This window comes from Croceicoccus pelagius (assembly GCF_001661915.1).
In the GTDB taxonomy this organism is placed as follows: Bacteria; Pseudomonadota; Alphaproteobacteria; order Sphingomonadales; family Sphingomonadaceae; genus Croceicoccus; species Croceicoccus pelagius.
On the sequence record NZ_LYWY01000037.1, the window covers coordinates 196,625 to 218,758 of the forward strand.

General features: G+C 64.5%; 19 protein-coding genes and 1 tRNA gene. 9 read left to right on the plus strand and 11 right to left on the minus strand.

Features of this window, described 5'->3' with window-relative positions; translation table 11 throughout:
- Nucleotides 1-6 precede the first annotated feature (6 nt).
- Nucleotides 7-1,791, minus strand: coding sequence for an aminodeoxychorismate synthase component I (gene pabB, locus A9D15_RS10400; RefSeq protein ID WP_066764649.1), 1,785 nt, complete (start codon nucleotides 1,789-1,791; stop codon nucleotides 7-9).
- A gap of 115 nt (nucleotides 1,792-1,906) precedes the next feature.
- Between pabB and A9D15_RS10405 the strand changes: the two genes are divergently transcribed.
- Complete coding sequence (locus A9D15_RS10405; RefSeq protein ID WP_066764650.1) at nucleotides 1,907-3,451, plus strand: helicase HerA-like domain-containing protein; 1,545 nt, start codon at nucleotides 1,907-1,909, stop codon at nucleotides 3,449-3,451.
- A 318-nt stretch (nucleotides 3,452-3,769) separates the two neighbouring features.
- Here the strand turns inward: A9D15_RS10405 and A9D15_RS10410 are convergent, their stop codons facing one another.
- The 4 genes from A9D15_RS10410 to A9D15_RS10425 form a co-directional block, all read right to left on the minus strand.
- Nucleotides 3,770-5,155 (minus strand): sensor histidine kinase, encoded by a 1,386-nt coding sequence (locus tag A9D15_RS10410; protein WP_066764652.1) that lies wholly within the window; start codon nucleotides 5,153-5,155, stop codon nucleotides 3,770-3,772.
- Complete coding sequence (locus A9D15_RS10415) at nucleotides 5,152-5,889, minus strand: response regulator (RefSeq protein ID WP_066764654.1); 738 nt, start codon at nucleotides 5,887-5,889, stop codon at nucleotides 5,152-5,154. Before A9D15_RS10415 ends, A9D15_RS10410 begins: the two co-directional genes overlap by 4 nt.
- Nucleotides 5,890-5,979: 90 nt before the next feature.
- Nucleotides 5,980-6,510: an EF-hand domain-containing protein gene (locus tag A9D15_RS10420; protein ID WP_229660284.1), complete on the minus strand. Its 531-nt coding sequence runs from the start codon at nucleotides 6,508-6,510 to the stop codon at nucleotides 5,980-5,982.
- A 230-nt stretch (nucleotides 6,511-6,740) separates the two neighbouring features.
- Nucleotides 6,741-8,537, minus strand: a complete 1,797-nt coding sequence (locus A9D15_RS10425; protein WP_066765047.1) for an aminopeptidase P family protein — start codon at nucleotides 8,535-8,537, stop codon at nucleotides 6,741-6,743.
- A gap of 204 nt (nucleotides 8,538-8,741) precedes the next feature.
- On the opposite strand from A9D15_RS10425, the gene A9D15_RS10430 reads away from it, so the two are divergent.
- From A9D15_RS10430 to A9D15_RS10440, 3 genes are read left to right on the plus strand one after another with little or no spacing between them, the layout of a single operon-like run.
- Complete coding sequence (locus tag A9D15_RS10430) at nucleotides 8,742-10,832, plus strand: S9 family peptidase (RefSeq protein ID WP_066765050.1); 2,091 nt, start codon at nucleotides 8,742-8,744, stop codon at nucleotides 10,830-10,832.
- Nucleotides 10,829-11,326, plus strand: coding sequence for a DUF2939 domain-containing protein (locus A9D15_RS10435; protein WP_066764656.1), 498 nt, complete (start codon nucleotides 10,829-10,831; stop codon nucleotides 11,324-11,326). Before A9D15_RS10430 ends, A9D15_RS10435 begins: the two co-directional genes overlap by 4 nt.
- A 19-nt stretch (nucleotides 11,327-11,345) precedes the next feature.
- Nucleotides 11,346-11,747 carry an acyl-CoA thioesterase gene (locus A9D15_RS10440; protein ID WP_229660285.1) on the plus strand — a complete coding sequence of 134 codons (402 nt, stop codon included), beginning with the start codon at nucleotides 11,346-11,348 and terminating at the stop codon, nucleotides 11,745-11,747.
- On the opposite strand, the gene A9D15_RS10445 is transcribed toward A9D15_RS10440, so the two are convergent.
- The 4 genes from A9D15_RS10445 to A9D15_RS10460 form a co-directional block, all read right to left on the minus strand.
- A complete protein-coding gene (locus tag A9D15_RS10445; RefSeq protein WP_066764660.1) occupies nucleotides 11,744-13,456 on the minus strand; it encodes a GGDEF domain-containing protein in 1,713 nt (570 codons plus the stop codon). The genes A9D15_RS10440 and A9D15_RS10445 overlap by 4 nt on opposite strands.
- A 94-nt stretch (nucleotides 13,457-13,550) precedes the next feature.
- Complete coding sequence (gene ald / locus A9D15_RS10450) at nucleotides 13,551-14,675, minus strand: alanine dehydrogenase (protein ID WP_066764661.1); 1,125 nt, start codon at nucleotides 14,673-14,675, stop codon at nucleotides 13,551-13,553.
- Between the two features lie 184 nt (nucleotides 14,676-14,859).
- On the minus strand, nucleotides 14,860-17,214 hold the full coding sequence (locus tag A9D15_RS10455; protein WP_066764662.1) for an FtsK/SpoIIIE family DNA translocase: 2,355 nt from the start codon (nucleotides 17,212-17,214) through the stop codon (nucleotides 14,860-14,862).
- A gap of 116 nt (nucleotides 17,215-17,330) precedes the next feature.
- On the minus strand, nucleotides 17,331-17,897 hold the full coding sequence (locus tag A9D15_RS10460; protein ID WP_066764663.1) for a thiamine phosphate synthase: 567 nt from the start codon (nucleotides 17,895-17,897) through the stop codon (nucleotides 17,331-17,333).
- Between A9D15_RS10460 and A9D15_RS10465 the strand changes: the two genes are divergently transcribed.
- The 3 genes from A9D15_RS10465 to A9D15_RS10475 all read left to right on the plus strand — a co-directional run bounded on the left by A9D15_RS10465 (nucleotide 17,896) and on the right by A9D15_RS10475 (nucleotide 19,834).
- Complete coding sequence (locus A9D15_RS10465) at nucleotides 17,896-18,552, plus strand: YggS family pyridoxal phosphate-dependent enzyme (RefSeq protein ID WP_066764664.1); 657 nt, start codon at nucleotides 17,896-17,898, stop codon at nucleotides 18,550-18,552. The genes A9D15_RS10460 and A9D15_RS10465 overlap by 2 nt on opposite strands.
- 55 nt (nucleotides 18,553-18,607) lie before the next feature.
- Nucleotides 18,608-18,904, plus strand: coding sequence for a GNAT family N-acetyltransferase (locus A9D15_RS10470; RefSeq protein WP_066764666.1), 297 nt, complete (start codon nucleotides 18,608-18,610; stop codon nucleotides 18,902-18,904).
- Between the two features lie 132 nt (nucleotides 18,905-19,036).
- On the plus strand, nucleotides 19,037-19,834 hold the full coding sequence (locus tag A9D15_RS10475; protein ID WP_066764667.1) for a hypothetical protein: 798 nt from the start codon (nucleotides 19,037-19,039) through the stop codon (nucleotides 19,832-19,834).
- A 142-nt stretch (nucleotides 19,835-19,976) separates the two neighbouring features.
- Here the strand turns inward: A9D15_RS10475 and A9D15_RS17120 are convergent, their stop codons facing one another.
- Entirely contained in the window at nucleotides 19,977-20,360 is a 384-nt protein-coding gene (locus A9D15_RS17120) for a Flp family type IVb pilin (protein WP_066764668.1), read from the minus strand.
- A gap of 243 nt (nucleotides 20,361-20,603) precedes the next feature.
- Nucleotides 20,604-20,678: transfer RNA gene (locus A9D15_RS10485), tRNA-Thr, on the minus strand.
- A gap of 158 nt (nucleotides 20,679-20,836) precedes the next feature.
- On the opposite strand from A9D15_RS10485, the gene A9D15_RS16775 reads away from it, so the two are divergent.
- Together A9D15_RS16775 and A9D15_RS10490 are read left to right on the plus strand one after the other, a co-directional pair.
- Nucleotides 20,837-20,989 carry a hypothetical protein gene (locus tag A9D15_RS16775; RefSeq protein ID WP_172807515.1) on the plus strand — a complete coding sequence of 51 codons (153 nt, stop codon included), beginning with the start codon at nucleotides 20,837-20,839 and terminating at the stop codon, nucleotides 20,987-20,989.
- A gap of 106 nt (nucleotides 20,990-21,095) precedes the next feature.
- Entirely contained in the window at nucleotides 21,096-22,133 is a 1,038-nt protein-coding gene (locus A9D15_RS10490) for a serine hydrolase (protein WP_066764671.1), read from the plus strand.
- The last annotated feature ends 1 nt before the right edge of the window (nucleotide 22,134 follow it).

Genomic DNA, 22,134 nt, shown 5'->3' on the forward strand with positions numbered 1-22,134 from the left:
AGCCCGTTAGATAAGCCGGGCCGGCATCAGCCCGCGCAGCGCATTGCCGATAAAGAAGCCTTCCGCAAGGTCATCAGCGGTCAGGTCCGCTTCTTGCGCCTTCCCATCCTCGATCAACGAGGCGCGCAATACGCCCGGCAGCAGGCCGGCGGACAGCGCGGGGGTCAGGTATTTGCCGTCCCGCTCGACGAACACGCTGGTGAAGCTGCCCTCGGTCAGAAGTCCGTCTTCGCGCACGAAAACCACTTCGCGCGCGCCGTCCGCTTCGGCCGCCTTGCGGGCATCGTCGTAGAAATCGCGGTCGGTCGTCTTGTGACGCAGCCGCCAGTCACCTTGCGGCACGGGAAGCGGGCTGAGCGCCACCGGAACCGGCCCGTCCATCGCATCGGGCATGTCGCTGCCTTCGATGTCCCATGTGCCGTTCTGCGCGACGAGCACGCGCAGCTTCTTCGGTTCGGTATTGAGGAAGCAGAAGGCCTGGATATGGTTGCGCAGCGCATGACGGTCGAGATCGAAGCCCAGCGCCAGTGCGCTGTCCTTCAATCGCTGAAGGTGAAACTCGATCAAGGGCACCCCGATCTTCGGATCGAAGGCCATCGTCTCGATCAGGTGCACGTCACGGCTGGCGGCTGCCACGAATTCTCCCTTTACCAGGCACTCGGCCCATTCATCGTCCAGCCGCGAGTCCACGACGATGCCCGAACCGACGCCCATGTGGGCCTGTCCGCACACGCGGCCTTCCAGCGACAAGGTGCGGATGGCGACATTGAAAGCGGCATCGCCGCTCGCGTCAACCCGTCCGACCGCGCCGCAGTACAACTTTCGGGGGGACTTCTCGATCTCGTCAATGATCTCCATCGCGCGGATCTTGGGCGCGCCGGTGATCGAACCGCAGGGAAAGACGGTGCGCAGGAGGTCGACCGCGCCTTCGCCGTCGCGCAGGCGGGCCCGCACGGTCGAAGTCATCTGGTGGAGCGTGGGATAAGTCTCCACCGCAAAGGCATCGCGCACTTGGACCGATCCCGGCACGGCCAGGCGCGAAACGTCGTTGCGCATGAGATCGGTGATCATCAGGTTCTCGGCGCGGTCCTTCTCGCTCGCGCCCAGTTCAGCCACCAGTGCCGCGTCCGCTTGTGCATCGGCGCCGCGCGGACGGGTGCCTTTCATGGGTTTCAGCATCGCGGCCCCGTCCTTCAGCGCGAAGAACAGTTCGGGCGAGAGGCTGAGGTGGTGCCGTTCCCCGTCGAAGACGAAGGCCCCGTATCCCGCCGCCGCGCGTGTGCGCAGCTTCGCATAGATCGCCAGCGGATCGCCTGCCCATGCGGCGTGGAGCGGGAACGTGAGGTTCGCCTGGTAGATGTCGCCTGCCCGGATCGCCTGCTGCACGCGTTCGAAGGCGGCGTCGTATTCCTCGCGCTCGATCGCCGGGCGCGCGGGCGAGAGGTGGGGCGGGCCGTGTTCGTCGTGGACTTGCGACGCGATCCAGCCCGCGACTTCATCGGCGGGAATGGTCTCGTAGTGCTCGAACGCGCAGAGCCAGACGAGCGGGCCAGTGTCCTTGCCCGCAAGGCGCGGGGTCAGCCGTTCTTCCAGCGCCAGTCCCGCTTCGTAGGCGAGATAGCCTGCAAGGTGCAGTCCGCCGCGGCGCGCTTGCTCCGCCTCGGCCAGCACGGGTGCGACCTTGTCGGCGCCATCGGCACGGAAAACCGCCACGGGATCGCGGTAGAGGCGGGCGGGCGCCGCGCCGGACGTTTCGCGGGCATCGTCCAGCAGGATGAAGGGCTTGCGCATTGCTGAGCCTAGATGGCGTTCCTTGTGGGGTGCGGCAAGCCGTACTTGACCGCGCCCCACAGGCGGGGCCAGATCGGCGCATCAATGGGGTCGCACGAAGGAATGGGCGCAAGGCATGTCGGATAACGCGATTTTTCTCGGGCTCGCCGCGAATGGAGAGCGCCAGTACCTCGAACTGTCGCGCGCGAACCGGCACGGCCTGATCGCGGGCGCGACCGGCACCGGCAAGACGGTGACGCTGCAGGGCCTGGCGGAGAGTTTTTCGGCAAACGGCGTTCCGGTCTTCGTTGCCGACGTGAAAGGCGACCTGTCGGGTATTTCGATGCCCGGTTCGCCCACGTTCAAGCATGCCGACAAGCTGGAGGGGCGGGCGAAGGAACTGGGCATGGACGACTATGCCTATTCCGACAATCCGGCGGTTTTCTGGGATCTATACGGTGAACAGGGCCACCCGATCCGCACGACGGTGTCCGAAATGGGGCCGCTGCTGCTGTCGCGGCTGATGGATCTGAACGAGACGCAGGAAGGCGTGCTGAACATCGCGTTCCATTACGCCGACGCGCAAGGGTTGCTGCTGCTCGATCTCGACGATCTTCAGGCGATGCTGGCGCATACGGCGGAAAACGCGAAGGCGCTGTCGACCACTTACGGCAACGTGACGAAGGCCAGCGTCGGCGCGATTCAGCGTTCTCTGCTTTCGCTGCGCTCGCAAGGCGGGGACCAGTTCTTCGGCGAGCCTGCGCTGGAAATCGACGACTTTATTAAGTGCGACGAAAACGGGCGCGGATTTATCAACGTGCTCGCCGCCGACAAGCTGATGCGCAGCCCCAAGCTCTACGCGACGTTCCTGCTCTGGCTGCTGTCCGAACTGTTCGAAATGCTGCCCGAAGTGGGCGACCCGGAAAAGCCGAAGCTGGTCTTCTTCTTTGACGAGGCACACCTGCTGTTCGACGACGCGCCAAAGGCGCTGGAGGAAAAGATCGAGCAGGTCGTGCGCCTGATCCGTTCCAAGGGCGTGGGCGTGTTCTTCGTGACGCAGAACCCGATCGACATCCCTGAGGACGTTGCAGGACAGCTTGGCAACCGCGTCCAGCACGCCCTTCGTGCCTTTACTCCGCGCGACCAGAAGGCGATCAAGGCGGCGGCGGATACCTTCCGCATCAACCCCGAACTCGACGTGGCCGAGGCGATTACCCAGCTGAAAACGGGTGAGGCGCTGGTATCGACGCTGATGGAGGACGGCGCGCCTTCGATCGTCCAGCGCACCCTGATCAAGCCGCCGCGCTCGCGCCTCGGTCCGGTCAATGCAAAGGAGCGCGCGATCATCCGCTCGGTCAGTCCGGTGGAGGGGAAATACGACACCACCGTCGACCGCGAGAGCGCTGAGGAAGTGCTGGCGCAAAAGGCTGCCGACGCCGTCGCGACTGCCGCCGAAGTGGCGGAAAAGGGCCGCGAGGAAGTGGGCAAGCGCGAACGCAAGTCGACCAGCCTGTGGGGCATGGACATCGGCAAGGCCGGCAAGAGCGCGATCAAGGCCGCGGCTGGTTCTGCCGTGTCGATCGGCGTGGCCGCTGCGCTGGGAAAGAAGTCGAGCGCCGACCCGCTACGGACGGGGCTGAACGCGTTCGTGCGGAATATCGTCGGTGGGTTGATGAGGTGATTTGTGAAGGTTGGTGGGATTTTTTTGTTTTAGCCCCTCAGACGCCGGGCGCCGGATTGTTTGTTTAGCCTCAAGCGCCGGCGGGGCCATACGGCCTTTTGGCTATCCTCGCATAAGCTCGGGCGCGCGTTCGCGCTTGCCGGTGTCGCTTCGCGCCCGGAATTTCGCCAGACCTAGAGGTAGGCACTTAATCGGGGCGCCGAAGGCGACTCCCGCAAGGCCGAACGGCCGCCGCCGCTTATGCGGCGAAGCCAAGCGGGCCGTATGGCCCGCGCCCGGCGTCTGAGGGGCTAAAACAAAAAACTGCGGAGCCACTACCTAGCCAATGGGCAAACGCAATTCCGCGTTCAGCCCGCCTTCGGCGCGGTTTCTCAATACCAGCGAGCCGCCGTGCTGTTCAGCGATCGCGCGGGCCAGCGCAAGGCCGATGCCGGCGCCGCCGGTTCCGCGATTGCGGCTGGGGTCGCCGCGTTCGAACGGCTCCATCATGCGGCCGAGCTCGTCCTCGGGAATGCCGGGGCCGTTGTCGGCGACGCTGATGACCGCCAGGTTGCCGCGTTTTTCTACCGTCACACAGGCCCCGCCCGCATAGCGCAAAGCGTTGGAGGCAAGGTTGCGGATGGCGCGGCGCAGCCATGTCGCGCGCACGGGCAGGACGATGCGCGTGGTATCGCCCAGCTCGACTGCCTGTCCCATGTCCTCGAACTCCTCTACCACCGAGGCGGTAAGGGCGGAAATCTCAGTCGGCTCGACAGGGTCCGATGGGCGGCCCACGCGGGCCAACGAAAGGATGTCGTCGAGCGTGCGTGTGATATCCTCGATCGTGCCGGCCATCTTGGCGCGCTCGTGGTCGTCGTCGACCGATTCGATCCGTACGCGCAGCGCGGCCAGCGGCGTCTTCAGGTCGTGCCCGATCGCGCCCAGCATCACGTCCTTTTCGTCGAGCAGCGCGCCGATTCGCGCCTCCATCGCGTTGTGCGCGGCGATCAGGCTACGGGTGTCGAGCGGTCCCTGCGGCTCCACCCGGCCATCGGGGGACAGCGCGGGATTGGCGGCGAAATCCTCCACCCGCCGGGTCAGCGCGGCCAGCGGCTTGGTGATCCGGCGCAGGATGAGCGCGATCACGCCGATCAGAACGACATAGATCAGTAGCGTCTGACCGATGAGATTGCGTAGGAAACGCGGTTCGCGCTCGTCGCGCAAGGTGCGGGCGACCAGCCACTGGTCGCTACCCTGTTCGCGCACGGATGCGATAATGACCGATTCGGGCTCCGGCCTGCCGTCGCGGCCCCGCAGTTCGCGGCGGCGTTCGAAAAAGCGGCCCAAGGGCGTATCGTCGATATCGCGTTCGAAAACCTGGATCTCTGCTGTCTCCAACCCTTGCGCGGACAGGATGTCGCCCAGCTTTGCCTCGAAAGCGCGTTTGCGTTTGTCGCTTTCAAGAAGCGGGGTCGCGTCCATGCGCAAAAGCCGGCCCATACGCGGCGGGCGGCCACGGGGCGGACGCATTTCGCTGCCGTCGGCCTGACGCAGGACGCGCCCGCCGATCATGCGAAAGGCGAGCGAGTGGATGATGCCGTTTTCCTCGCGCTCGAGCTGGGCGCGATACGCGATGCCTGCACCGATCCCTTGCGCGACAAGCAATGCCAGCGCGACGGCCAGCAGCATCTGTCCCTGAAGAGATTTGGGCAGGAACCGCCTCATGCAGCGACCGAATCGACCCGCGAAACGTCTGCGGCCAGCATGTAACCGCCGCCGCGCACGGTCAGGATCAGGTGCGGGTCGGTGCGGTCCTCTTCGACCTTGCGGCGAAGGCGGCTGATCGCGTTGTCGATGCTGCGGTCGAACAGGTGCGCCTCGCGGCCCTGCACCATGTCGAGCAGGCGGTCACGGTCCAATACCTGTCGCGGATGGTCGAGAAACGCGCGCAGCAGGCGGAATTCGGCCGAGGATATGGCGACAACGGCACCTTCGGGGTCGGTCAGGCGGCGCTTCAGCGGGTCGAGTCGCCAGCCTTCGAACATGTAGTCCTGCTCCATCGACGGCATGGCCTCTGCGCGGGTGGCGCGGCGCAGGACGGAGCGGATGCGGGCGACGAGTTCGCGCGGCTCGAAAGGCTTCACGACATAGTCGTCCGCCCCGATTTCCAGCCCGACGATCCGGTCGGTCGCCTCTCCGCGCGCGGTCAGCAGGATGACCGGGGTCTTCTGCGTCTCGACGAGATGGCGGCACAGCGACAGCCCGTCTTCGCCCGGCATCATGATGTCGAGCAGCACCAGATCGGCCGGTTCGTCGCGCAGCATCGTGCGCGCAATCGCCGCGCTTGCGGCCTGCCGCACGGCAAAGCCCTGCTTCGACAGGTAGGAAGCGAGCGGATCGCGCAGGGCTTCTTCGTCATCGACGAGGAGGATGCGGTCGGGAACCTGCCTGTCGGCCATCAGGGTGCCTTTCAATGGTTCGGGGCGCACCGGCAGATACGGGCGCGCCCCTTGATATTGCCGTCTATGGCGCCGGGATCAACGATCCGCTCAATTCGCCTGACGTGCCTCACGGCGTTCCTTCCAGGCCTCGCGCATCTGTTCGCGGGCAGCCTGACGTTCCTCGACGGTCACAGTGCCGTCGCCGTTTGCGTCCATCTTGGCGAAGTGAGCCTGGACACCGGCGTCGAATTCGGCGCGGGTGATCGTGCCGTCGTTGTTGGTGTCGGCCATCTTGCCCATCATGTGCATGCCTTGGCCGCGCTTGCCGTGGTGGTCGCGCATGCCTTCGCCGCGTTTGCCGCGCATTTCGCGACCCTCGGTGAACTCTTCAAGGCTGAGTGAGCCGTTGCCATCGGTGTCGAGCCTGGTGAAGCGTTCCTTCACGCGGGCTTCACGGTCTGCGGCGTCGATCTTGCCGTCGGAATTGACGTCCATCCTGTCGAACATGGCGGCCGACTTGGTCTGGGCTTCGGCCAGAGTGACCGGGCCCTTTTCGGCCATCATGCCGGGGGCTGCATATGCCACGGTGCCCATGGCCAGAACGGCGGCGCCAGCGGCAAGGATAGTCTTCTTCATCATGAGTATCGTCCTCTCTCAACGATCCTGAGTGAATGGGTGAAGCCGCGGAAGCGCCGCCAAGGGCTTGGGGGAGGGGACATCAGGGGAAACCCGAGATCGTCGCCCCGCGACTTCTGGGGACCGTTCTACATGTCCAGTGTCGCAGCTTTATGCCGGGCGAGAGGAGAATTGTCGCACTGTGTATCAGGGTGAGGGGGCGGTTAATGCCCCCTCAAGCTGATGAACCCGATTCAGGCCGAAAGCGGCGCGCACTGCGCCTTCAGCCATTCGAGGCGTTCGCCTTCGAGCTGCGGGCCGACGACTTCGAGAACCTTGGCGTGATAGGCGTTCAGCCATTCCAGTTCCGCCGCGGTCAACATCGCGACATCGGTCAACCGGCGGTCGATCGGGGCGAACGTCAGCGTCTCGAAACCCATCGATTCCAGTTCCGCGCCCGCGATCTCGACATTGTGGACCAGCACGAGGTTCTCGATCCGGATGCCGTATTCGCCGGCCTTGTAGTAACCCGGCTCGTTCGACAGGATCATGCCCGGAAGCAGCGCCTGTTCCTTCGTACCCCGGCTCTTGCCGACGTTCTGCGGCCCTTCGTGTACGCCAAGATATGCGCCGACGCCGTGGCCGGTGCCATGGGCATAGTCGATGCCCGCCTGCCACAGGAACTGGCGCGCCAGCGTGTCCAATTGGCTGCCGACGGTGCCCTTGGGAAAGATCGCCATGGCCAGCGCGATGTGGCCCTTCAGAACGCGGGTGAAGCGGTCCTTCACTTCCGCGCCGGGCGCGTCGGGGCCGACCCAGACGGTGCGGGTGATGTCGGTGGTGCCGTCATAATACTGGCCGCCCGAATCGACGAGATAGACGCTGTTGGGTTCCAGCGTGCGGTTGGTCTCCTCGCTCACGCGGTAGTGGACGACCGCGCCGTTGGGCCCTGCGCCCGAAATCGTGTCGAACGACAGGTCGGTCAGCTTGTCGCTTTCGGCGCGGAAGGCTTCCAGACGGTCCGATGCGGCAAGCTCGGTCAGTTCGCCCTTCGGGCCTTCGGTTTCGACGAAGTGCAGGAACTTGGCGATGGCCGCGCCGTCGCGGGCCTGTGCGGCGCGGTGGCCGGCCTGTTCCGCATCGGTCTTGATCGCCTTGGGCAGGACGACTGGGTCACGCTCTTCCTTCACGGTGGCCCCTGCATCGTCGAGCGCGCGGAAGATCGCGGCGACCGAACGGTCGGGGTCGACGGCAACGGTCGTGCCGCCCATTGCGGCCAGTTCATCCTCGAAAGCGTCGCGATCACGCACCGACACGGCATTGCCGAGGTGGGCGATGAGTTCGGGCGTCACTTTATCGGGCGCGATGAACAGGTCCGCCGTTCCGTCGCTGCGTACGATGGCAAACGACAGGGCGACCGGCGTGCGCGAAACGTCGGAGCCGCGGATGTTGAACAGCCACGCGATCGAATCGAGCGCGGTGATCACGGCCGCGTCGTATTCGTTTTCCTTCAGCCACTCCGCGATCGCGCCGCGCTTGTCCGCGCTCGAACGGCCGGTGTACGCCTCGTCGTGCGGGCGGGCGGGCGCGCAGCTGGGGGCAGGCTGGTCTTCCCAGACGGAATCGACGGGGTTGGTATCCACCGCGACAAGTTCGCCGCCCTTCTTTTCCAGCGCCGCGGCCATGCCCTTGGCCCAGCCGCGCGAATGGAGCCACGGGTCGAACCCGATGCGGGCGTCGGCGGTGGCATTCTTGCGCAGCCAGTCGGCGGGGCTGGTGTCGGGGATGCTTTCGTAGTCCCAGAACTTGCCATCGACCTGATCGCGCACCTGCAGGGTGTAGCGGCCGTCGACGAACATCACCGCCCGGTCCAGCGTGACGAGCGCGATGCCCGCCGAGCCGCCGAACCCCGTCAGCCAGGCAAGGCGCTTGGCATATTCGCCAACATATTCGCTCATGTGTTCGTCGCTGATCGGGATGACGAACCCGGTAAGGTCGCGGCGTTTGAGTTCCTCTCGCAGGGCGTGGAGGCGGGCTTCGTGGGTCTGCATCAGCATCGTGTTGTCTCTCGTATCCGGTAATGCCATCAGGCCCTGTCTCGAAGGGCCTTGTAAGGCTCATGCGCGCAACATAGGCCCCATGAACCGGCCTTTCCAGCGAAGTTCCCCTTTGCGAGGGGATGGGCCGTCCCCATTTCAGGGTCCCCCGACCTTTCGAATACTGATGCCGAGGACCAGATTCCCTTGAACGACAGCTTGCCATCAACCGCTCCCATCGCCCCCCCTGTTGCCGAAAAGCGCGCCCACAGCTTCAGCCACCACGGAATCACCGTGGAAGATCCCTATGCGTGGCTGCGCGATGCCGGCTATCCGAACGTGGCGGACCAGGAGATCCTCGATCACCTGAAGGCCGAGAATGCGTGGTTCGAGGCGCGGATGAAGCCGTTCGAGCCGCTTATCGACACGCTGTTTGCCGAAATGCGAGGGCGCATCAAGGAAGACGACAGCTCGGTCCCGACCAAGGACGGCGACTGGTACTACTGGGTCGAATACGAAGCAGGCGCGCAGTACAAGCAGTGGTGGCGCAAGCCTGCTGCGGGCGGCCGCGACGGGACCGAAGGCAAGCAGCTCATGCTGGATGAGAGCGTGCTGGCCGAGGGGCACGAGTATTTCAAGCTCGGCTCCTTCTCGGTCAGCCAGGACGGGACGAAGCTTGCCTATTCCGTCGATACCAACGGTTCCGAACGGTTCGAGGCGAAGTTCAAGGATCTGACCACCGGCGAAATCCTGCCCGACACGATTCCCGGCACGTTGGGCACGCTGGTCTGGGTCGCGGGCGATACGGGCGTGGTCTATTCGCTCGCGAACGAAAACTGGCGCACCGACAATGCGCGGCTCCACTGGCTGGGCAAGCCGCTGTCGGACGATGTCGAATTGTACCACGAGGATGACGAAGGCTTCCGCGTCGGGTCCAGCCTGTCGTCGGATGAAAAATGGCTGCTGATCGGCACGTCGGATCACGAAACCAGCGAAGTCCGCATGGTCCCCGCCGCCGACCCGCTGGCAGAACCCATCCTGGTCAAACCGCGCAAGACGGGCGTCGAGTACGACATCGATGTCGCGGGTGATGACATCTACGTCCACGCCAATGACGATCACATCAACTTCCGCCTTGCCCGCGCAAAGCTGTCCGCGCCGGGTGGCTGGGAAACGGTGATCGCGGGGTCGGACGAGTTTTACCTGACCGGATTCGAGCTGTTCAAGAACTTCTTCGTTACCGAAGGCCGCCTTCAGGGCCTCGACCAGGTGCAGTTGCGGTCCTACGACACGCCGACCGAGTTCGAGGCGATCGAATTTCCCGAGGCAAGCTATACCGCCAGCCTTGGCAACAATCCCGAATACGACACGCAGCTGTTGCAGCTCGGCTATTTCTCGATGGTCACGCCCAGCACGGTCTTCGAATACGATCCGAAGGCCAAGACGCTCGAAACGCTGAAAGTGCAGGAAATCCCGTCTGGTTACGACGCGTCGCAGTACCGGACCGAGCGCGTCATGATCACTGCGCGTGACGGGACCGAAGTGCCCGTATCGCTGATGATGCGGGCCGACACGCCGATGGACGGCAGCGCGCCGCTGCATCTTTACGCCTATGGCGCATACGGCATCGCCATGACCCCCTATTTCTCGACCGGGCGACTGAGCCTTGTCGATCGCGGCTTCATCTATGCCGTTGCGCAGATCCGCGGCGGCGACGATCTGGGCCGCCGGTGGTATCTGGACGGCAAGCTGACCAAGCGGACCAACACGTTCAACGATTTCGTGGACGTGGCCAAGGGCCTGATCGCCAAGGGTTACACCTCCAGGGGGCGGATCACCGCATCGGGGGGTTCGGCGGGCGGCGAACTGATGGGCGCGATCGTCAATTCCGATCCGGACCTGTGGGGCGCGGTCGTCGCGCAAGTGCCGTTCGTCGACGTGCTCAACACGATGCTCGACGCGTCGCTACCGTTGACACCGGGCGAATGGCCCGAATGGGGCAACCCGATCGAGGACAAGGCGGCGTTCGAACTGATCCGAAGCTACAGCCCCTACGACCAGGTCGCGGCGAGGGACTATCCGCCGATGCTGGTGACGGGCGGCCTCAACGACCCGCGCGTGACTTACTGGGAGCCGACCAAGTGGGTCGCGCGTCTTCGCGAGCTAAAGACCGACGACAACGAACTGCTTTTGAAGATGAACATGGGCGCAGGCCACGGCGGCAAGTCGGGCCGTTTCGATGGCTTGCGCGAAGTGGCCGAGGAATATGCCTTCCTGCTGTGGCAACTGGGCATGGCTGAACGCGCATGAAGAAGTTTTTCGGTGGGCTGTTCCTTGCCGCCATCGTCTTCGGCATCTGGTTCTTCGGATCGCAGTTCTATGCCGCGCACGACTTGCGGCAGGCCGCGCGTGACGGCGATGTCGCGCGGCTGGAAGGGCGGGTCGATTTCCCTGCGTTTCGCGATTCGCTGAAAAGCCAGATCGAAAACCGGATCGAGGCCGAGGCCGCGCAGCGCGGCGGGCCGTTGGGTTCGCTCGGCTCTAAATTGGCCAAGGCCGGCACCGACGTCGTTGTCGATACCGTCGTCACGCCCGAAACGGTCGCGCAGATGATCCGCACGGGCCAAGCGGCGGGCCTCGTCATCTCGCGCCGGGAAAGCGAGCGCGAGCAGGTCGCATGGCGGTTCGAGCGCGGGGGGTTCGACACTTTCCGTCTGGCCGCTGAGGAAGGCAGTGGCGCGCTGGTTTTCCGGCGCGACGGGCTTGGCTGGAAACTCGTGGGGGTCGATCTCGACAATGCCTGATCCGGTTTCGTCATATCGCATGAAGTTCACCGCAGGCGCAGACGTGATCGACTTCATGGGGCACGTGAACAATGCCAATTGGCTCAACTGGGCGCAGGACATCGCGATCGAACACTGGGAAAAGGTCGCTGACCCCGCCCATGTCGATGCGTACCTGTGGGTCGTGACCCGTCACGAGATCGATTACCGCGGCAACGTGGGTGAGGGCGAAAGCGTGATCGCCGAGACCCGAATCGAGAAGCCGCCAACGGGCGCGCGGTTCGAACGCCTGATCGACTTTTTCCGCGAAGAAGACGGCGAACCCAATGGCAGGCCGATCGTGTCGGTGCGGTCCAACTGGGCGATGATCCAGAAGGATACGGGCCGTCTTGCCCGTGTGCCTGCAGAAGTTGCGCGGGCCTTCATCCGGATCGGGGACTAACCCTCGGCGCGGCGGTCGGCGTCGCGACGGTCCTTCATGCGGCGTTCGCGCGAAGGCGGCTCGAAGATCTGGATACGCTCGCTGATCAGGCGGTTCCGGCCCGAATACTTCGCTTCGTAAAGCAGGCGGTCGGCGTGGCTGTAGAGTTGGCGCATCGACGACGCGCCGCCGGGCGGGCTTTCGACCAGGCCCATCGAGGCCGTGACAGGCCCGTCGATGCCCTCGACCTCGTTGGCGATGCGGATCGTGATCGCGCGGCGCAATTGTTCGGCGCGCTGCTGGATCTGGCTGCCGCGCATCATCACGACGAATTCCTCGCCCCCCATGCGGAAGCCGATGGCGTCCTTGTCGCCGGCGAGCACCGAGGCGACTTCCTGCAGCACGCGGTCGCCGGTCGAGTGGCCGAACTTGTCGTTGATCCGCTTGAAGTGGTCCAGATCGACGACGGCCAGCGCGTGGAAGCCGTCAGAACGCAATTCCACGAAACGCTGCTCGAACGCGCGGCGGTTGAAGATGCCGGTTAGCGGGTCGAGGTCGATGAGGTTGGTAAGCGCGTCGAGGCGCGCGTTCACGCGCTCGCGTTCCTTGCGCATGATGTCGACGCGGTAGAGCACGGCGAAGACGCCGACCGCGACATGCAGCGTGATGGCGCCGAAGAAACCGATGTCGACCAGGCCGTCACTGGTGGCAAAGCCGAAACCGCGCAGGGCATTGAAGGTATAGGCCATCGAAAGCGCAGCCCAGCTGAGCAGTTGCGCCCATGCGATCCGGCGCCCCGAACGGATCGCCATGCCTGCCGATGCCATGGCGGCCGCCGCCAGCGGAATCGGAATCAGCAGGAAGGCAGCCGCAGTCAGCGGGCGCAGGAACGCGAACGGCAAGGCGATGAATGTCAGCGTCAGGGCCGAGGCGATGACCAGGGTCTTCAGCAGCTTGCACAAGCCATCGGGAATTGCCTCGGCTTCCAGGTAACTCAGCAGGAAGCCGCTGGCGAAGACCATCGGAACAAGCAGGGCCATCATCGACAATTGGACCGTCGTTTCCATGCCAAGCGATACGATGTGGTGGACGAGCCCGCTATGGATCGTGATGAGCGCGACGACGCTGGTCGCCGAGGCAATCTGCCAAAGGACGTACCCTTCGCGCAGGATGCGGTGGAACACCCCGTGGTAGAGCAGCGGCGTCAGCATCATGCCCAGCAGAAGCGCGATGACCAGCATGGCATCCTCGCTCCACCCCAGGGCATCGGTCGGCTTTTCCTGCACTTGCAGCGACGCGCGCGAGGCGATGACGGGGGCCCAGGGCCTTTCGACCGCGACGACCAGCCCGGTCGAGCCCTGCATGTCGGGCAGTGGCAGGGCGAATTTCGGTCCGTTCACGAAATGGCTGACGTCGTCCATCGAATAGCTGCGCGACCGCAGCGGTCCGCTGGCATCCATGACGATCAGGCTGATCCGGTCGAACCGCGCGATGTCGGTGACGAAATGGCTGGGTTTCAGACCCTTGCTGGCGAAATCGTCGGGCGTGAAGAACACCCAGCTGACCGGCGGCGTGCCCCTGGGGCCGAGCCCGTCGCAGATCCAGTCACCGCGGGCGGGAAGGCGCGGGTGATCGACGGCCGACACCAGCCCGGTGGCCGCAAAACAGCTTGCCCGTACGGCCGGGGCTGCCGACGCCGTTTGCGGCACCAGCATAGCGCCCAGCAGCATCAAGGCTGCCAGAAATCTGTAAGGCCATCCCACCATTGCCCTGCACGATGGCAGGGATGGCTTGATGTCTGGTTAACGACGGTGAAACGTTTTCCTAGGCGGATTTGCCCAGTACGTCGGGCACCGGGCGGTAGTCGTAACCCAGTTCCCGAGCAACCGCTTCATACGTCACTTCGCCCTTGTGGACATTCAGCCCCTCGGCAAGGTGCGGGTTGTCGCGCATCGCCTGTTCCCAGCCCTTGTCGGCAATGGCCAGAGCATGGGGCAGGGTGACGTTGTTGAGTGCATAAGTGCTGGTGCGCGCCACCGCGCCGGGCATGTTCGCGACACAGTAATGGACGATGCCGTCGACCACGAAAGTCGGGTCGTCGTGCGTCGTCGGGTGGCTGGTTTCGAAGCAGCCGCCCTGGTCGATCGCCACGTCGACAAGGACCGCGCCCTTCTTCATGTCGCCCAGCATCTCGCGGCTGACCAGCTTGGGTGCGGCGGCGCCGGGGATCAGCACGGCGCCGATGACGAGGTCCGCTTCGCAAACGGCCTCGTGCAGGTTCGCCTTGTTGGAAAAGCGCGTCTTGGCGCGGCTTTCGAAATACATGCCTAGCCGTTCGAGCTGTTCGGGGCTGCGGTCGAGGATGGTGACGTCAGCGCCAAGGCCGACGGCCATCTGCGCCGCGTTCCAGCCGACAACGCCGCCGCCGATGACGGTGACCTTGCCCGGCATCACACCCGGCACGCCGCCCAGCAGCACGCCGCGCCCGCCATGCGCCTTTTCAAGCGCCGTTGCGCCTGCCTGCACGCTCATCCGGCCGGCGACCTGGCTCATCGGTTTGAGCAGCGGCAGCGTGCCGCCCGAGCCGGTCACGGTCTCATAGGCGATGGCGGTGACGCCCGATTTGACGAGATCGGCGGTCTGTTCCGGATCAGGGGCGAGGTGGAGATAGGTGTAGAGCACCTGCCCCTCACGCAGTTTCGCGCGTTCGACGGCCTGCGGTTCCTTGACCTTCACGACCATCTCGCACTCGGCAAAGATCGGATCGGGGCCTTCGACGATCTTCGCGCCCGCGTCGACATAGTCGGCGTCCTTGGCGTCGATGCCAAGGCCAGCGCCGCTTTCGATCCAGACCTCGTGCCCGTGAGCGACCAGTTCGTTCACGCTCTCGGGCGTGAGGCCGACGCGGTATTCGTGGTTCTTGATTTCCCTGGGACAGCCAATGCGCATTGTCGCTCCTTCGCGCGAAGACCGGGCCCCTCGGCCCGCCATACGATTTCGCAGGTTCGTTACAATTGTAACCGGTTCGGGGCAATCGCCCACATGCCGGATCGCCATTATAATAACGCACCGCGTGCACAGGTGTGCCCGGCAATGCGGGCCCATCGGCACCATGTTCCGATTTTGCCAGGCGTTACAGGGGATTTCCGTCGCGGTCGCGGTAGATCTCACGCCGCCCGACATGGTTGGCCGGGCCGACGAGGCCGTCCTTCTCCATCCGCTCGATCCACTTGGAAGCGGTGTTGTACCCGACTCCCATCTGCCGCTGGATCCAGCTGGCCGAGGCCTTCTGGTTTTCGAACACCATCTGGCACACCTGCATGTACTTGCGCTGTTCGGGATCGTCGGACGCGCCGTCCAGATCGTCGAAGCCGAAGCCGCCGTCCTCCGGCTCCTCGGTGACGGAATCGACATATTCGGGCGAACCCTGGCCGCGCCAGAAGTTCGCCACTTCCTCCACTTCCTCGTCCGACACGAAAGGCCCGTGGACGCGGGTGAGCGGCTTGGAGCTTGCCTTGTAAAGCATGTCGCCCTTGCCCAGCAGCTGTTCCGCGCCCTGTTCGCCAAGGATCGTGCGGCTGTCGATGCGGCTGGTGACATGGAAGGAAATGCGGGTCGGCATGTTCGCCTTGATGACGCCGGTGATGACGTCGACCGAAGGACGCTGCGTCGCCATGATGAGATGGATGCCCGCTGCGCGCGATTTCTGGGACAGGCGCTGGATCAGGACCTCGATCTCCTTGCCTACGGTAATCATGAGGTCGGCCAGTTCGTCGACGATCAGAACGATCTGGGGCAGGACTTCGTAGTCGAGCTGCTCTTCCTCGAATATTTCCTCGCCCGTTTCGGGGTCGAACCCGGTCTGGACGCGGCGGCCCAGCGGCTTGCCCTTCGCCTTGGCGAGCTTCACCTTCTCGTTGAAACCGGCCAGATTGCGCGAGCCGATCGAGCTCATCATCCGGTAACGCCGCTCCATCTCCTCGACCGCCCATTTCAGTGCGCGGACCGACTTCTGCGGTTCCGTCACCACGGGCGAGAGCAGGTGCGGGATGTCGTCGTAGGTCTTGAGTTCCAGCACCTTGGGATCGATCAGGATCAACCGGCACTCGGCAGGGGTCAGGCGGTAGAGCAGCGACAACAGGATCGCGTTCAGACCGACCGACTTGCCCGAACCCGTCGTACCCGCGACCAGCAGGTGGGGCATGGCGGCAAGATCAGCGACGATCGGTTCGCCCGCGATATCCTTGCCCAGGATGATCGGCAGCATGCCCTTGTGATCGCCGAACGCTGCCGATTCAATCAGTTCGCGGAAGGACACCATCTGGCGGTCGGCATTGGGCAGTTCGATGCCCATCACGGTCTTGCCCGGAATGGCAGAGACGCGGGCGGAAATCGCGCTCATGTTGCGGGCGATGTCGTCGGCAAGGCCCATGACGCGTGCGGCCTTGATGCCGGGCGCGGGTTCCAGTTCGTACATGGTGACGACCGGCCCGGTGCGAACGGCGGTGATTTCGCCCTTTACGTTGAAGTCTTCCAGCACGTTTTCGAGCAGGCGGGCGTTGCGTTCCAGCGCCAGCTTGTCGAGCTTCTGCCCGCTTTGATCCGGTACTTCTTCCAGCAGTTCGGGGCTGGGCAGGGTGTAGTCGGCGTTGAAGAAATCGCCCTGCTTCGGCTTGGCCGTTGCCTTTGCGGCGGGTTTGGGCGGGGCGGTCGGGTCGCTGATTTCGGGCGCGCGGCGCGGGGCGGCGGTCTCGACCATCTCCGGCTCGTCGTCGACGATCGTCTCGCGCTTGGCTTTCTTCGCCTTCTTGGCGGTGCGCGGGGTTTCGACCACATCGTAGGCATCGTCGTCTGCACGGTCACGGCGCAGGGCGAGGGGGAGCGTCAGCAGGCCCGCCCAGTCGATCGCGAAGACGCGGCCCGCGATATAGGCGCCGCCCAGCAGGAACATGACGGCAAGGCCCAGAATGACCCAGCCCGAATAGGCCGCGGGCGCGAAGTTCGACAGCGAATAGATCAGCTTCGATCCGGCAAGACCCGCAACCCCGCCCATGCCGGCAGGAAGGCCCCAGACCGGCCCTTCGACCAGCAGCGCCATGACTGTGGCGAGCAGGATCATGGCAAGCGCCAGCAAGGCAAGTGGCCGCCACCAGTGCGGGCGGGCCTCGACCTGCTCCTCGTCGGCCAATTGCCACAACCGGCGGGCAAAGACCCACAGCATCGGCAGGATCAGGACGGCGACGGGGCCGAACGCCAGAAACAGCGCGTCGGCGGCATAGGCACCGGGCGCGCCCATCCAGTTGGCCGGACCGCCGCCCGCCGCGGTTGAGAACGACGCGTCGGTCTGCTCATAGCTGACCATGGCAAGCGCGAGAAACAGCGCAAACAACAGCAGGGCACCCGCGCCCAGCAATTCGCCGGTGCGGTTCACGCTGCGCTTCAGCGCGGCACGCCAGTCGGGCGCGCCTCTTGCGGCTCGTGTCGCCATTGCCTCAAAGTCCCTGTTCGAACAGCCGCGAATTATGCTCCGCGCGGGCGAAGGGGGTCAATCTGCGCGAGGGAGCCTGTGGGTATCGTCAATGTGTACGTCACAAGCGCCTGATTTCAGGCAAACCCGTCGATGGCCGCCCAGCCATGCGGCTCGACCTGAAGCGCGCGGTCAACGTTCATCCCGCCGAGCATGACGACAGGCACCAAGGCGTGCCGTGCCAGCAGCCTTGCCCGCACCACGCCCAGCACGTCCGCCCCGGGGTGCGAACGGGTAGGAAAGACCGGAGAGATCATGACCAGATCGGCCTCTGCCCGGTGCGCTTGGGCCAGTTCCCGCAGCGAATGGACTGTCGCAATACGCAGCAACCCGTGACCGCCCGACACGGCGGCAGGCGCGCCGTAAACTGCATCCGCACCCCAGTTCCGCGCCCTCGCAGGCGTATCGGCCAGCGCGACGACATGCCCGCGTCGTCGCGCCACGCGCCTCACCTGCTCGAACCGCTTGCGGCGGTCGGCGGCATCGAGGTGATAGTGACGGAAGACGAACCCACTCCCCATCGGCAGGCGCATCAGCGCATCGTTCAGCGAAGCATCGTTGCGCTCGTCGCTGATCAGCCAGATTGCAGGAAGGCAAGGTTGGGTATGGATTGGTGGCACGCACTCGCTATAGCAGCGCGCCATGGCCGGAACAGCACTGAACCAGATCGCAGACGATATCGCTCGCAACACAGGGATTGCCCGCCGCAAACCCGAAGACGTGACCCTGATCGCCATTTCCAAGACCAGGACGGCCGAGGAAATCGAACCGCTTCTGGAAGAAGGTCACCGCGTCTTTGGCGAAAACCGCGTGCAGGAAGCGCAGGGCAAGTGGCCCGAGTTGAAAGCGCGCTATCCCGACGTAAAGCTGCACCTTGTCGGTCAGCTCCAGTCGAACAAGGCCGATGATGCGGTCGAACTTTTCGACGCGATCCACTCGCTCGACCGGTCGAGCCTTGTGAAGGCGCTGGCAAAGGCGTTCGAGAAGGCGGGGCGGACCGTGCCGTGCTTCGTGCAGGTCAACATCGGGGACGAAGACCAGAAGGGCGGCTGCGCGATTGCCGACTTGCCCGCGCTTCTGGCCGAGGCGCGCGAGGCGGGCATTCCGGTCGAAGGTCTGATGTGCGTGCCGCCCGCCGACGTCGAGGCCGCGCCCTATTTCGCGCTGCTGGCCAAGCTGGCGGCGGAAAACGGGCTGTCGGGCCTTTCGATGGGGATGAGCGGCGATTTCGAGACCGCGATCATGCTGGGCGCGACGCACGTCCGCATCGGCACAGCGCTGTTCGGCGCGCGCGACTGACGCCATGGGGGAACTGCCTGCCGCCCCTGCCGGTTGAAGGGGCAAAGGAGTTTTCATGAGCAATGTCACGATCACGCGTAACGATGGCGATAGCCGCGGCGCCTATCACGCAGCCGTCGATGGTCAGCAGACGCAGGCCGAACTGACCTATCGCAAGGACGATGGCGGCAAGGTCCTCGTCGCCGACCACACTTTCGTGCCGGGCAATCTTCGCGGCAAGGGGATCGCGGGCAAGCTGGTCGACGCTCTCGTGTCCGACGCGCGCGAGGAAGGCATCAAGATAAGGCCGGTGTGCAGCTATGTCGTCGCGGCGTTCCGGCGCCATCCCGAGTGGAACGACGTCGAGGCCTGAGAGGCCTATAAAACGCCCAAACAATTGACAATTGTCATATTTGGCCCTGAAATCCGGCCTAAGCCTGCGGGCTACCGGGCCGGCGAATCGTGCCGGTCCGCCTTGAACTGTCCGGATGTGGGAGACGGGTAAATGGCAATTGTACGTACTTCGGGGTCGATTCTGACCATGGTCGCGGTAATCGGCATGGCGGCAACGCCGGCCATGGCGCGCAAGGCAAGCACGCTGACCGACATCAACGGCATGCGCGCATCCAGCGCGGAAGGTGAACTGCAGGATCGCGGCTTCAAATATATCGACGGACACAAGGGCGGATATGGCTCGGCCTATTCGAACTGGTGGCACGCGGGCGACCGCGACTGCGTGACGGTCGAAGTGATGGACGGCAAGGTCATGACGATCAACGACGTTGACGCGCAGGACTGCGGCCACACCGAAAAGGGGCATTCCGGCGCGGGAACGGCGGTTGCCGCTGTTGCGGGCGCGGCACTGATCGGTGCGCTACTTTCGCACAAGTCGAAGCATCACGACGATGGTGAGCACTACGACGACCATTCGGCGGAACAGCAGTATGAACGCGGCTATAACGACGGTGTGCACAACGTCGCTTATCACAACTACGACAAGACCGACGCCTACTCGTCAGGCTATTCGGCAGGTGTCGAGCAGCGCAGGCACAACACGAGCTACCACCACGGCAGTGGCGGCTATCGCGAAAAGGTGCAGTTCAGCGACCTTTCGGGTGCGCGCGCGGCAGGGGCGGACAGCACGCTGACGCAGCGCGGGTTCGTCAATGTCGATGGCTTCAAGTCGGGCAGCACGGCCTACACGATCTGGGCACGCCCGGCTTCACGCCAGTGCCTGCAGATGACGGTGGCTGATGGCCGCGTCTACGACATCCGCGACATCGGCCAGCATCCCAAGTGCTGACTTGACGGGGCGGGCTTTCGGGCTCGCCCTCTCAAAACCAATCGCGGCCCAAAACGAAGCGGGGCGAGGTGTTCGCTGCCACCTCGCCCCTTTTTCGTGCGCGGTGTTTGGGGACGCGCGCGAAAATGCTGTTCCGGCTAGATTAGCCGCATTTCTTGGCCTTGGGATTGCACGACTGCCCGCCCGGATTTGTCGGTGGGTTCCCGCCCGTGTTCGTGCCGCCGCCGGTATCGGTGACGCCGCCGGTATCGGTGCCGCCGCCCGTGGTGGTGCTGCCGCCGGTCGTTGTGCCGCCACCTGTCGTGGTGCTGCCCGAATTGACCTTTCCCCCACCATTGTTCGAGGGCGATGCCGCGGCATAGGCGTTCGTCGCGTCGAGGTCGCTTTCCAGCGAGCTGCCCGATTGTCCCACGTTCGCGCCAAGAACCAGCGCGGCTGCGCCAAGTCCCGGGCCGACGACGGCCAGTATCAGCGCATATTCGGCCGCCGATGCACCGTTTTCGTCTTTCCAGAACCGCTTCAACATCGTCCGTAATCCTTGATGTACGAACGTCCCGCAGCGCAGATTGGGGGGAAGCACTGCGGAACGCCCGATATCCCTGAGATACGCGTGCCCGGACCGGGGAAGAAGATCGGTCATTTCCATGACAGAACTCTTCATCGACTTAACGGACACGCACGTGCGCGCCGTGAAGACTAGGGGTCAAAGGTTAAGAGGCCGCAAACCAAGCTTGCGGGCCGTTCCGGTAACGATTTCAGGGTGGGCGAATGGTGCTGCTGGGGAGGATTGAACTCCCGACCTCACCCTTACCAAGGGTGCGCTCTACCACTGAGCTACAGCAGCAAGACCATCGCAAGGCGATTCGCGGGGAAATGCCCGCCGGTCTGATGGGACCGCATCGCAGGGGCGCGCTATTGGCGGGGGCATGGCACGTTGTCAAGCGCAGCGTGAGCCTGACGCGGCGACTTGCGGATTGGAGGCAGCGGTGCCATCGCGTGGCGATGAGCGAAAAGCAGGATAACTCCGGGGCAAGACCCGCAGAATCGCGTGAACAAAGGCTGGCGCGGCAGCTGCGCGAGAACCTGAGGCGGCGCAAGGCCCAGGCGCGCGCGATGAAGCCTGCCGACGAAAAAAGCCTGCGCCAGGACGACTGAAAAACGCGTCGCGCCCCGCTTTTGCACACCCCGTCGCGGAACGCTTTTGCGTCAAGGGCGAATCGGTTAATTCTGTGACAATCCGATCCATGCTATACGCGGGAACATGATGGGACTGGCTACACGCAAACTTCGCCGCGCGGCGGTGGCGGCCTTTTCGGCCTCCGCGCTGCTTTTCTCTGCCAATCCGGCTGCCGCAGACAATGCGCCTGCGCAGACGTTCGACCAGTTCATCAACGGTCCGAACGGAGCGGTGCTCGATGGACGAGAGGCTGATCCGGTCGGCACCGGCCTTCGGCAGAACCTCTTCGCCGTCGCCCGCCCCGACAAGGGCCGCATCGGCGTTGCCGCCATGGACCTGTCGACGGGACAGACCGTCTCGATCCTCGGTGATCAGGCGTTCCCGATGGCCAGCACGTCGAAGATCGCGATCGCCGCGACTTTCCTCGCAGGCGTGGACGCGGGGCGCTACCGCCTCGACGACAAGTATCCGCTGATGATCCCGGTCGCTTCGCGTCCGTTCTCGACCAGCGTGGCACCGGTGAAGCCGGGCATGGAACTTACCGCTCGCAGCCTCATCGAACTGATGATCACGCGCAGCGACAATACCGCGACCGACGCGATGCTGAAGGCCGTTGGCGGCCCGGCGGAAGTCACCAAGTGGATGCGCAGCAAGGGATTCGAACGGTTCCGCATCGATCGCGACATCGCGACGCTGGTGCGTGACGACGGCGAATTCGATCCGGCCACGGGTGCGGACCAGCGCGATTCAACTCCGCCGAACGAGATGGTTCGCCTGATCGCGGGTCTTTACAAGGGCGAATGGCTTTCGGGTGAGAGCACCGACGTCGTGATCGGGGCAATGACCCGCACCGTCACCGGCAGTCGCCGCATCAAGGCCGGCCTGCCCAGCGGTGTCGACTTTGGCCACAAGACCGGCACGCTGAACAACACGGCAAGCGACGTCGGCTTTGTCGAAATGCCTGATGGCCGCGTCGTCGTAATGGCAATCTACGTGACCGGCCAGGGCGGCCGCCCGCAGCGCGATGCGCGGATCGCGGAGATCACCCGCACGCTCTATGCAGGGTTTGCCAACCCGCGCTTTGCGACCAACGCGTCGAACGACAATTCGCGGGTGCGCTAAG